The sequence below is a fragment of the Microcystis sp. LEGE 08355 genome (genome assembly GCF_015207185.1).
Taxonomy (GTDB): Bacteria; Cyanobacteriota; Cyanobacteriia; order Cyanobacteriales; family Microcystaceae; genus Microcystis; species Microcystis panniformis.
The window spans coordinates 1-11587 of record NZ_JADEXI010000096.1 but is presented as its reverse complement, the minus strand read 5'-3'; the positions used below and the strand labels follow the sequence as shown (position 1 = coordinate 11587).

Sequence of the window (11587 nt, the reverse complement as noted above, 5' to 3'; positions counted from 1 at the left end):
ATTGTATAATTGTCTTTGCCTCTCTTGGATATTGGCTGAAAAATGTTCACAATGTCACATTATGGGCGCAAGCGTTGCGCCCCTACATTACACAATGACCTCAAATACTTTTTCAGCAAGCCTTTATTACCATAAACGATAAAAACTTTTCAACAAGCGCGGCGGAATTTTTAGATAATAACCAATAATTACTAATTGATTAACTAAGGTAGTTTTGCCAACTCCTAATGTTTGCCAACGTCTTGCCGAGGTAATCACCGCGGCAGAAACTATGGCTATTTTACCCCTTTTTTTCAATCTTTGTATTAATTCAAAATCTTCCATAATTGGCAACTCAGGAAAACCGCCCAAATCGGCAAAGATTGAGGCTTTTAAAAATATTCCTTGATCTCCGTAGGGAAGAGAAAGCCAGCGAGAACGCCAATTAACTAATTTTTCCACTAAACGCAGGGATTTTTCCTCTCCATCAATTTTTAATTCAAAGGCCCCCGCTACTATCCCAGATTGGGATAAAGTATTGATAATTTGTTTTTGATAATTTTGGGGAAGCAAAGTATCTCCGTGCAGAAATAACAAAATATCTCCTTTCGCTATTTTGGATCCTAAATTCATCTGAAAGGCACGACCTTTACTAGAAGAAATAATTACCTTCGCTCCCAATTGTTCGGCTATTTCTCTACTTTTATCGGTACTTCCCCCATCGACAACAATAATTTCTACTCCTTCACCTATCTGTTTTAACGTTGCTGCAATTCTTAACTCCTCATTGAGAGTCGGAATGATAATACTAAGATAATTCATCAGGTTTTAAGGTAACTAAAGTCAGAGAATTTAGGGGGAACCATCGGGTACATTTTCCTACAGATACCGAGGGATTGATTGGGATGTGTAATAAGTAAGTAGTTATAATTAAATAGAAGATAGATTTTGCCTCTGATCCCCCCTGCCCCCCTTAATAAGGGGGGTGCCGATAGGCGGGGGGATCTGACAACTTTTAACACCTACCTACTTAACTGTTTTTCTGGTAAAAAAGTTAAACATCGCTGCCAGTTATTCAGAGTGGCTAAAGCTGCAGTTAAAAGTCGATACCAAATTAGGTTACACTTCATCTTTATGAGAAACGAAACTCTGTTCTAAGATAGGTGGGACAATGCCGAATATTAAAGGAGACGATGGTGCGCTCAAAACCATCTTCAGCAATAGTAAAATTATCGCAGTGGTCGGGCATTCCGAGAAATCGAATCGCGCCAGCTATCAGGTGGCCAAATTCCTGCAAGCGGTGGGTTATCGAGTCTATCCGGTCAATCCGATGGTCAAGCAAATTGACGGTCAAAGCTGCTATCCTTCTCTAGAGGCTATCCCCGAACCTGTGGATATTGTTAACGTTTTTCGTCATCCTGATTATCTACCCGAAATTGTCGAGTCAGCTATTGCTATTCGGGCTGCTACCCTTTGGACACAATTGAAAATTTATCACCCAGTTGCCGAAAAAAAAGCGATCGAGGCGGGTTTAAATGTGATTATGGATGCTTGTATCCAGATAGAATATCAGCGTCTATTTGCCTAAAACAAAACCCCACCATCGGTGGGGTTTCGGGTTTAATTTAGGAAATCCTAGAAGGTAAAGGTTCCGCGCAGGGTGCCAATCCACTCGTTACCAGTGCCTTTGAACTGTTCAGGTGCAGAAATCCAGATGACACCAGGGGTGATAGAAATATTGTCGGTGACTTGGTACTTGTAGAACAATTCAACGTGGTAGGGAACGATGTTAGATACTTTTAGACCCATTTCCCGGAAGCTTAAGTGACCGATGTAGGGCTGCGCACCAGCAAACAGACCTAAGATATTTCCTTCTTTACCTAGGTCGGGGAAGGCAATACCAGCACCGTAGGTCCACACTTCCGCATCACCGAGACCGAGTAAGCGCACGGTGGAGTAGGAACCGAAGGCACTCAAGCTGGCGAAACCAAGATTCACTGCACCGGTTAAACCGTAGCTATTGGATACTTTGGCTCCGAAGTTGAAGAAACCGACTTCATCCTGTAGGGTGACGCTATCAGGATCGTTGCCGTTGACGTTGAGCAGGGTATTTAACTGAGTTTGGGAAAGGTTAGCAGCGGAAGTACCCGTTACACCGAAGGAACCACCGTTACCGAAGATGGCGGTATCGGCACCTTGGTAGGCGTTAACGTAGGTGAAGCCAACGTTCAAGAAGTTAAAGAGGTTAGCGTTAATCTGTGCTAAAGCGGCGTAATCTCCGTTGAAGAGACCATTACCCGGGTTAGGATTCGCCGCAGAACTGGAGCCACCACCACCGGCTAAATAACCCAAGGATAGGGAGGTCGGACCGACAATGCTTTGAAGGAAGCCTAACTGTAGGCTAACACCGGCCCCAGAACCACCACCGATACGATAGATGGGGTTTTCGGATGCGAAGGTGGATAGCGCACCATTACCACCGTCGAAGTCTTCAAAGAAGGGGTTAGTGGTGGGAACGAAGTCATTCCAGATACCACCCCAAGCGGCGACGTAGGTATTGAAGCGACCAAAATAACCTAAGTCAATGGGGGTATAGTAGGCCAACCAGTCGAGAACCACATCGCTACCGTTACCGGCGGCGGTCCAAGTTTGATAAAGGGAAGGGCTTTGCAGATTATCGAATCTGACGGAAGCGGGATCACCATTTTGTAGTGTGGTGGTGGATTTGTAATCAAATCCGAAGGGAGTGGCGCTGCCGGCCGATAAACGGGTTTTTAATACGTCCTGACCGGTGAAGCTCGTGTTTAACAGCAAACGAGCGCGGTATTGCATGGCGGCCTGGGAGGCGGGGCTACCGGCACCGACCGTGTCGGTAACGGCGAAGATAACTTCCCCAGCTAATTTGGTGGTGGTGGAGAATTGGTTGTTTTCTAGGAAAGACACCCGGCTTTCTAAGTTATCAACTCTAGCTCCTAAAGCTGCTAATTCGGCTTGGAACTCATCCATCAAGCGCTTGAGGGCATCTAAGTCTTCCTTGAGGACGTTGACACCATCTTGAATTAAACGTTCCATCACGTTTAAGCAAGCGTTTAAACCAGCCGCAAATTCCCAACGGGTTAAAGCTCGGTCGCCCCGGAAGGTGCGATCGGGATAACCAACAATACAACCATAGCGCTCCACAAGGCTTCTTAGGGCTTCATAGGCCCAAGCGGTGGGGGAAACATCGCGCAGTTGGTTGACGCTGGTGACTTGATCGATGGTGTTGCCCTGTACGGGGGTAACTTGACCTTCGTTACCGTACTGTTCGATCTGATTGAGTAACTCGCCAGTTCCTGCACCGGTGTTCTGAACTTGGGCGATTTCTAGATTGTTAAATTCGGTAGAAACACTGGTAGATTTGACGGGATCGAAGCTACTAGCATTAGCGGAAGCTACCAGGGTAGCCCCTAAAATTGCTGGGCTAACCAGCAATGATTTCCAGAACATTCTTAACATAATGGTTTTTTCCTCACACCTTATAGGTTGACTACACAGTTTGATGCCGCATATAGCCTTGCTATTCTTCTGCCATTATACACAACTTAATTACTTAGGGAAAGATGCGATCTCATTTTTTTGCCTTGACCAGTTGACAAAGTGGCCACCCTGTCGCCCCTGACGGCACTTAAACAAAAACTAAGAGTTGACACAGCGGCGAGGATATCAAAGTTTCTCCAATTTGCGCTTACGACCGATTGAGTAAAGAACGCCCAGAACGGCTCCCAAAATTAAATAAGCCAGCAGCGTAGGAATCACCTGCTGCTGTACGTCATTCAAAATAGCGATAAAAAAGGCTAAACCGACATTGCGAGCAATAGAGGAAATCGCGAGAATCGATCGCTGATCATCATCGGGACCGCCTAGAGCGTGTCCTATCCCTAGAGAGGCGATTACCATAATCAGAATTGCAACCAGTGGCAATCCCCAAACTTTCAACAATACAGGAAATCCCAAAAGACCGACTAAGATAGCTAAGAGCAAAAACAAACCATTAGCCATAAAAGTTAAGGGTTTGGCGATCTTTTCGGCCAATTTAGCGGCGAACTTTTGCATCAGAAGCCCGATACTGACAGGCAAGAACTGCACCATGGCGACTTGCTGGGCTACCTCTAAAACGGTTACATTCTCTGAAAGCCTCTCAACGAGGGTGGTAAAAATAGCCAAGGTAAGGGGCGTAATCACAACCGCAAGTAAAGCCAGGGTGAGTTGGAGACTGGCTGAGTAACGGAATCTGACTCCCGCCATTTGCGATCGCTTGGTAGTTAGAGGCGCACCAGGGGAAGCTGCCAAAAATGCCAATCCAGCCATCACTTCTGGGGGTAAGTTAAATAGTTTTAACAGCAGGAAAACCAGCAAAGGCACTAGGACGACAACGGCTAGAAGCGCACGGAAGAGTAAAGCGGGTTTGCGCCAGAGGGAGAGCATTTTCTCGAAAGAGAGAGCGATCCCGATGGCTAACATCAGCGAAAAAATCGTGATTTTAACAAGGATTAGCAATATTGGCTTGACTTCGAGAGATATAAGGGAGTTCATCGGCGGTCAGATTGCCATAATCAGGGATTAAGTTGCGGCTTAAGACAGAACACTGTGGAAGGGACGGGGAAACGGGGAGAGGGGAGATACTTGCCCAACTCCCCCATTCCGAAACTGTCCCGCTTGAAACCGGTAGCCCTTCACCGTTCCCAGGGGTGACTGCCATTGCCGCTCAACCTCCAGACGTATCTGCAGGCTCTGGCTGCTCGAACGAGTTCTCAGTCGGCGTAACTGACTCCGCCGGCTTGCTTCCTGGCAAGATCTCAAAGTCCGGGGTGAACTGGACTAAGAGGCTCTGGAGTCGCACCAAGACCTGATCATCGCCCTCTAGCTTCACCTTCCCTTCGCCAATCAGGGCAGGAAATGTGGCTATCCCAGCCATAATCAACTCCAGGTCGCTACGGTCGATCGTGATGGTGAGATCAGGATTTTTTGCCTGGAATCCCTTGATGTTTGTCAGGGTTGAATTACTCATTTCCACCGCAAATTTCTCACCGTTGTCCGGTGTGAGCAAATTGATGGTGAATTTCATCCCTTCCGCTTTCTGGCTATCTAGACGAATGCCGATGAAGTCGAGCCAGAGTTGGGTGGACATGGCGCGAACCGTATCGGGGGTGACTGTCTTGGCCGTGACCCCCGTGGGGAAGCCATTTCGTAGTTCGTAAGCGGCGGCCAGAAAGCTGTTGCGGACACTGGGGCTTTCTTTCTGGTAGCCAATCTGCTCAAACACATCGGCCAGGAGGTCTTTAGCTGCCTGGTTCTGGGGTTCAGCATAGACCAGCTTGTTCAGTATCTCCATGGCTTCGCGGTATTGGCCTCGATCGTGCAACTCCTGACCTTTGGCCAGAATCTTCTCCGCACCCCCCATCATCTCGACGTAGAGCGGAGCCGACTGGCTCGGTGACAGCGGAATTAATGTGGCTGGATTGGCATCCCAGTAGCCCAGGTAGCGGTTAATCACGGCACGGCTATTGTGTTCCTCAGAACCGTGGTAGCTGTGGGCAGCCCACTGTTGCTGCAAACTTTCGGGCAGCTTGTAAACATTGTGGATTTCATTAATGGTCACGCCCTGGTTGGCTTGGTGCAGCACCTCGTTATGCAGGTGAGCATAGGCATCCCGCTGGGTTCGCATGACTTCCTGAATGCGATCGTTGCCCCAACGGGGCCAGCTATGGGAGGCAAACATCACCTCCGCTTGCTGCCCGAACCTATAGAGGGCTTCATTAATTTTCTTCGACCACTCCAACGCATCCCGCACCAATGCACCCCGCAGCGTGTAGATGTTGTGGATCGTACCGCAGATGTTTTCTGCTGCCCAGAACGCTTTCCAGTCAGGGAAATAGGTGTTCATCTCGGCGGGGGCTTCGGTGCCTGGCGTATTCTGAAATACCATTTTCACCCCGTCGATGGTCAATTCCTCAATGTCCTGCTCGATGTAACGGGTGGGTTCAATCAGTCCGGTGTTGCCCGCTGCGGTGTTCTTGCCGATCGACTGATCTACATGGCCGAACGGGCTGCGCCGCAATAGCAGGCCGTACTGAAAGAATGCCCGGCGGACCATCGCCGTCCCCGAATAGACGTTTTCGGCGATCGCATATTCCATGAAGCCAACGGGGGCGATAATCTGCACCTTCCCGTTCTTCACATTCGCCTCATCCACCACACCGCGCACCCCACCGTAGTGATCGACGTGGGAGTGGGAGTACACGACGGCGACCACACGACGGTGTCCCAGGTGTTCATTGACCAGTTCCAGAGCGGCTTTAGCCGTTTCCTTACAGGTTAACACATCAAATAGAATCCAACCTGTATTGCCCTTGACGATCGTCATGTTGGCCAGGTCGAACCCTCGCACTTGGTAGATCTTGTCCGGCAAGACTTCATAGAGTCCGTAGGCCATGTTCAGAACTGCCTGGCGCTGCAATGAGGGGTGAATGCTGTCGAAAACGCTGTCAAAGCCCCGCAACAGGAACTCGTAGCTGCCCATATCCCAAGCCACGTTACCCGCCTCTGCCATGATTTGTTTGTAAGGTGGGGCGGCAATAAAGCCTTTTTGGGCCTCTTCAAAATCCCGTTTGTCCTCGAACGGCAGGGTCTGGCGCCAACCGTTCTGTAGTTCGATGGTGAACGGGGAGGGCATCTTGCCTTTTGTATCGAAGTGCTTGTTTTTCATCAGGAGTGGTGGGTAATTAATGCGAACAAAAACAGGGACAAGACCTTGAAAAAAAGAAAGATAGCCAACACACTGCGTAAAGCCTTGCTGCAAGATGGCAAGATGGAACGCGCTCTCTACGAATACGAACTAGAAGAACACCTAGACTACTGGTACGAAGGTCTCAAGTCCGACCGTGATCAGTTTGTCTTTGCCATCACGGAAAACTCAGGTGACGTGGCCATGCTATTGATTACGCCCGATAAAACTATCTACGTCAATGAGGAGGGAAGAGAGAAACCGTCTCAATTCTGGACAAAAGCTTATGAGAATAATATAAATCGATTAATTCCCATGATAGCGGAGAATTTAGCCAATGATATTATCTCGGTCAATGGCGTTAAAATGGTGTCCCCAAACTAGAATCGGCGATGGGTTAGTTTGCGCCCCTGAGAGTTACAGTGAAGAAAGGCTCACTTAGGGCAAAATCAGGGCAGGTTTAGACAATGCTGACGGGAAACCCTCAAAAACTATCCGCCCTTACCAATTGCTCGGTAAGGGCGGTGTAGCGGGTCATCGAAATCCACACCAGACTGCCGGAAGGAACTCCAGCTAGTCTAAATCTTGTTTAGACGTGGGGTCTAGAGAACAGCCCCGGCGCACAGCCGGCTATTGTCGATTAGGAGACCCATGCTTTTACTACTTTCTACCATCGACATCACCTCCTGTATCCCTTAACGGATTGATTATCAAATTTATCTACAATTAGCTTAACGCAGCTGTTCGGAAAAAATCAAGGCCGGCAGCTAAAAATTTTTTCGGCAGGCCCAGATTAGCCCCAAAATGGAGGTGAAGATAGGAAGCGTGCAGATTCTTACCTTGCCACCCTTCGCCATTGATAGCACTTTTTGGGAATGCTTGCAGTTGATAAATCGGTGCGTCGCTTACCCCGCTTAATTGGGAGCGATGGAATTCATGGCCGCGCACTGGTTGACCTGCTTTGAGCAGGATCGTCTCCTGTTGGGCGATGGCTTGCCGATAACCTAGAGTCAACTTGGGGGACATTATAGCAGATTGGGGGATTATTTGCAACATAGAATAATTTTTTTGCTCAAAATCAACTATTTTGTTACATAAATACATTAATCCCCCACATTCGGCGTAGGTGGGCATTCCAGAAGCGATCGCTTTTCTCACCTGGGTTAAGATAGGGGTGTTAGCGGCTAATTCTGGGGCAAAGATTTCGGGAAAACCGCCACCAAAGTACAATCCTTGCAGGTTTTCGGGCAAATTTGCTCCTTGCAAGGGACTCCAAAAGATTAATTCTGCGCCTAAATTGGCTAAAATATCGAGATTATCGGGGTAATAAAAGTTAAAAGCCTTATCTCTGGCAATACCGATACGGATAGGGGGAAAAAGCTTATTTGCTCCTGGGGGATTTTTCGGGTTCTCTTGGGGAGAAATAGTCAGTAAAGGCAAGAGAATGTGCCAATTAAAGCAGTTTTGGGCAATAGAAGCCAGTCGAGCTTGCAGTTCCCTGATTTCTCCTAGTTCATCCCTGGGAACCAATCCTAGATGGCGATCGGGAATTGTCAGGGAATCTTGACGACGCAAAACCCCAACAATCGGCATATTGATGGATTCTAGGGCGGTTTGCAGTAATTGCAGGTGGCGATCGCTACCAACCCGATTGAGGATAACTCCGGCTAGATGGAGATTTTTGTCTAAAGATTGATAACCGCGGACAATAGCGGCGACAGAGGTAGATAAACGACTACAATCGATCACTAACAGCAGAGGAAGCCCTAAAATACGGGCAATATGGGCGGTACTGGCATAATCGGGAAATTGAGTATCGCTTAATTGAATACCATCAAATAGCCCCATTACCCCTTCAATCAGAGCATAATCGACATTTTGACAATGTTGGGCAAAACAGGTTTTTACATAGTCTTCAGAAGTTAGAACCGGATCGAGATTGCGACAGGGGCGACCGGTAAAATGAGTATGGAACATGGGATCGATATAATCGGGCCCGACTTTAAAAGATTGCACTCGATCGCCACGACTGATTAAATAGGCCAAGATTGCCAGGGTAATCGTAGTTTTACCGACTCCGCTTCTTTCTCCTGCGATGATCATTATTAGTTGTTTTTTTTCGAGATCGAGCTAGACTTAATTAACCTGTTACACAATCAATTCTAGAGCTTGCCAACGGCTAATAGAGTCAATTTTGGCCGCTAATTTGCCCTGTGTCAATCGACTTTTTTTTATTAGCGGCGAAATCGATTTGACCACGTTTAGGATCATTGTCATCATCTCTAGACAACCAGCTATTGTTCTGACTTTCCCAAAAACCAGAGACTTCCTCCCCCACCATTAAGATAGGCTAAGACGCATTTTAACCGCCTATCCTTGAGATTGGCTAAATCTCCTCAAATCCCTTTACTGTTGCAAGAGTGCCTCATCTCAACAAGCAATTTAAATTCGCGGGCAGCTTAAGTAGGGAGGCACAATTATTTGTAGGATGGGTTAGCGGTAGCGTAACCCATGCGGTCGTTGGGTTTCATACTTCAACCGTTCGGCTGATCTCACGGCCGAAGCCCAACCTACGTTCATCTTATATTTAATTCCACCCACCCACTTAACTGCTAGATTAGCTGACCAATTTTGTTTAGCTGTTAATTTTTGTAAAAAAAACATCGTCTGTATCCTATTGTACAGCTAGACTAAAAATATCTAGAAAAAGCAGTTAGATCGGCAAGAGGGAGAAGGTAAAAACCCTGACTGGGAGATGACGGGTAAATAGGCAAATAATCCTGAATTACCGCTCTAAGATTGGCTTTACCGACAGCAAAAGACCAGATTAATCAGGCAAATATCGTCAGATCAACTAATCAATATAGCTTCTTAGGTGTCTGGGAGTGAAAAAAGACCGAGAACGGAGTTTTTCTAGTTTCTATAACTGCCCTAATCGGAGACCTAGAACTTAACTCTAAACCGACAACTAAATTATCAGGAGAATTGGGATTATGCCGACTCTACACACGCTGACCAATGATAGTATCTCTTGTCCCTTGCCCGATCGCGTGGAGAACGTCAATTTCTACTACGAATTAGAAAATCAATTTCATCCCACCTACGGCCTCGAAAACCTAGGCATGAAAAATCTCGGTCGCGTTTATCGCAATCTTTCCGTACCGCAATTAGTCGAACAGGCGATCGAACGTCATGAGGGCGTTTTAGCCGATAATGGGGCTTTAGTGGTGGAAACGGGTAAATATACCGGTCGTTCCCCCAAAGATAAATTCATTGTCAAAGAAGCCACCAGCGAAAAGGAAATCGACTGGAATCAGCATAACGCTCCGATTAGCGAGGAAAAATTCCAGCAATTATACCGAAAAGTCCTCGCCTATGTGCAGGGAAAAGACCTATATATCTTCGATGGTTACGTCGGGTCCGATCCTAATTGTCGCTTTGGCGTGCGCGTCGTCACCGAAATCGCCTATCATAATCTCTTTGCCCATCAGTTATTCCTCCGGCCTAGTGCGATCGAACTAGCTGCCCATGAAACTGATTTTACCGTGATTGCCCTGCCGGGGTTACAGGGAGATCCCGAAGATGACGACCTGAACAGCGAAGCCTTTATCGTCCTCAACCTAGCCAAAAAAATCGTTCTCATCGGTGGCACTCGCTACGCTGGCGAAATCAAAAAATCCGTCTTCTCGATGATGAACTACCTGATGACCAAACAAGGGGTTTTACCGATGCACGGTGCCGCTAACATGGATAAACACGGTCATACGGCCCTCTTTTTCGGTCTCTCCGGTACGGGTAAAACCACCCTTTCCGCCGATCCTAAACGCAGCCTCATCGGTGATGATGAACACGGTTGGTCAGAAGACGGCATTTTTAACTTTGAAGGCGGTTGTTATGCTAAAACCATCCGTTTAAGTGCCGAATACGAACCCCAAATCTGGGCGGCGATTCAATTTGGCACTATTCTCGAAAACGTGATCCTTTCCCCCGATAATCGCCTTCCCGACTACGATGATGGACGTTTGACCGAAAACACCCGCGCCGCCTATCCCCTGCGTTATATCCCTAATTGTGCCGTATCTGGCATGGGAACCCACCCGAAAACTATTATCTTCTTAACTGCCGATGCTTTTGGGGTACTGCCACCAATCGCCAAATTAACCACGAACCAAGCGATGTATCATTTCCTCTCCGGCTATACTAGCAAATTAGCGGGAACGGAACGGGGAATCACCGCCCCACAGGTGACTTTTTCCAGTTGTTTCGGTCAATGTTTCTTCCCTCTGTCACCCCTTGTCTATGCCCAAATGTTAGGGGAACGTTTAGAACAACATCCCGAAACCTCCGTTTATCTGATTAATACTGGTTGGTCCGGCGGTCCCTACGGAGTCGGCGATCGCATTTCGATCAAACACACCCGGGCTATGGTTTCCGCCGCTTTAAATGGCGATTTAGAGGAAGTCGTTTTCCATCCTCATCCCATCTTTCAAGTTCTCGTTCCCGAAATTGTCCCTGGAGTTCCCAAAAAAATCCTCGACCCGCGACAAGCATGGCAAGATGGCGAATCCTACGACCTACAAGCGCGAGAATTGGCCCATCGTTTCGTGGAAAATTTCCGTCAATTTACCACTGCCTCCCAAGAAATCATTGCAGCCGGTCCAATTTGGGAATAGCAACATCAAGGAATCGGTTATCAACTAGGGTTTGCGGCAAAAAGTTTCTTGGTGGGGTTATCAGTTATCAGTTATCAGTTATCAGATGTGAGTTTTCAGTTCACTGTTTACTGTTTACTGAAAAGCGTCCCACTTCCCCACACCCCACACCCCACACCCTACACCCTACACC

At 47.6% G+C, this 11587-nt stretch carries 9 protein-coding genes; 3 read left to right on the top strand and 6 right to left on the bottom strand.

The annotated features are described in order from the left end of the window. Positions 1-126: 126 nt before the first annotated feature. Entirely contained in the window at positions 127-801 is a 675-nt protein-coding gene (locus tag IQ242_RS07240; protein ID WP_193959503.1) for a TIGR04283 family arsenosugar biosynthesis glycosyltransferase, read from the bottom strand. A gap of 349 nt (positions 802-1150) precedes the next feature. On the opposite strand from IQ242_RS07240, the gene IQ242_RS07235 reads away from it, so the two are divergent. After that, positions 1151-1567 (top strand): CoA-binding protein, encoded by a 417-nt coding sequence (locus IQ242_RS07235; protein WP_193959502.1) that lies wholly within the window; start codon positions 1151-1153, stop codon positions 1565-1567. A 47-nt stretch (positions 1568-1614) separates the two neighbouring features. Here IQ242_RS07235 and IQ242_RS07230 read toward each other — a convergent pair whose 3' ends face one another. From IQ242_RS07230 to IQ242_RS07215, 4 genes are all read right to left on the bottom strand, one after another. Further along, entirely contained in the window at positions 1615-3474 is a 1860-nt protein-coding gene (locus tag IQ242_RS07230) for an iron uptake porin (RefSeq protein ID WP_193959501.1), read from the bottom strand. A 207-nt stretch (positions 3475-3681) separates the two neighbouring features. After that, entirely contained in the window at positions 3682-4551 is an 870-nt protein-coding gene (locus IQ242_RS07225) for a bile acid:sodium symporter family protein (RefSeq protein ID WP_193959500.1), read from the bottom strand. Next, positions 4499-4717: a hypothetical protein gene (locus tag IQ242_RS07220; RefSeq protein WP_193959505.1), complete on the bottom strand. Its 219-nt coding sequence runs from the start codon at positions 4715-4717 to the stop codon at positions 4499-4501. Before IQ242_RS07220 ends, IQ242_RS07225 begins: the two co-directional genes overlap by 53 nt. Before the next feature lie 6 nt (positions 4718-4723). Next, the gene (locus tag IQ242_RS07215; RefSeq protein ID WP_228020863.1) at positions 4724-6724 is read right to left on the bottom strand and encodes an alkyl/aryl-sulfatase; all 2001 of its coding nucleotides are present in this window, start codon (positions 6722-6724) and stop codon (positions 4724-4726) included. Between the two features lie 45 nt (positions 6725-6769). On the opposite strand from IQ242_RS07215, the gene IQ242_RS07210 reads away from it, so the two are divergent. Next, a complete protein-coding gene (locus IQ242_RS07210) occupies positions 6770-7126 on the top strand; it encodes a hypothetical protein (protein ID WP_193959499.1) in 357 nt (118 codons plus the stop codon). Positions 7127-7468: 342 nt separating this feature from the next. Here the strand turns inward: IQ242_RS07210 and IQ242_RS07205 are convergent, their stop codons facing one another. After that, on the bottom strand, positions 7469-8845 hold the full coding sequence (locus IQ242_RS07205) for a cobyrinate a,c-diamide synthase (protein WP_193959498.1): 1377 nt from the start codon (positions 8843-8845) through the stop codon (positions 7469-7471). An 890-nt stretch (positions 8846-9735) separates the two neighbouring features. Between IQ242_RS07205 and pckA the strand changes: the two genes are divergently transcribed. Further along, positions 9736-11415 (top strand): phosphoenolpyruvate carboxykinase (ATP), encoded by a 1680-nt coding sequence (pckA, locus tag IQ242_RS07200; RefSeq protein WP_193959497.1) that lies wholly within the window; start codon positions 9736-9738, stop codon positions 11413-11415. Positions 11416-11587: the final 172 nt, after the last annotated feature.

Bases quoted from the DNA above. Each gene is read 5' to 3' on its own strand.
- pckA (WP_193959497.1), top strand. From the start codon at position 9,736: ATGCCGACTCTACACACGCTGACCAATGATAGTATCTCTTGTCCCTTG.
- IQ242_RS07225 (WP_193959500.1), bottom strand. From the start codon at position 4,551: ATGAACTCCCTTATATCTCTCGAAGTCAAGCCAATATTGCTAATCCTT.
- IQ242_RS07220 (WP_193959505.1), bottom strand. From the start codon at position 4,717: ATGGCAGTCACCCCTGGGAACGGTGAAGGGCTACCGGTTTCAAGCGGG.
- IQ242_RS07235 (WP_193959502.1), top strand. From the start codon at position 1,151: ATGCCGAATATTAAAGGAGACGATGGTGCGCTCAAAACCATCTTCAGC.
- IQ242_RS07215 (WP_228020863.1), bottom strand. From the start codon at position 6,724: ATGAAAAACAAGCACTTCGATACAAAAGGCAAGATGCCCTCCCCGTTC.
- IQ242_RS07205 (WP_193959498.1), bottom strand. From the start codon at position 8,845: ATGATCATCGCAGGAGAAAGAAGCGGAGTCGGTAAAACTACGATTACC.
- IQ242_RS07240 (WP_193959503.1), bottom strand. From the start codon at position 801: ATGAATTATCTTAGTATTATCATTCCGACTCTCAATGAGGAGTTAAGA.
- IQ242_RS07230 (WP_193959501.1), bottom strand. From the start codon at position 3,474: ATGTTAAGAATGTTCTGGAAATCATTGCTGGTTAGCCCAGCAATTTTA.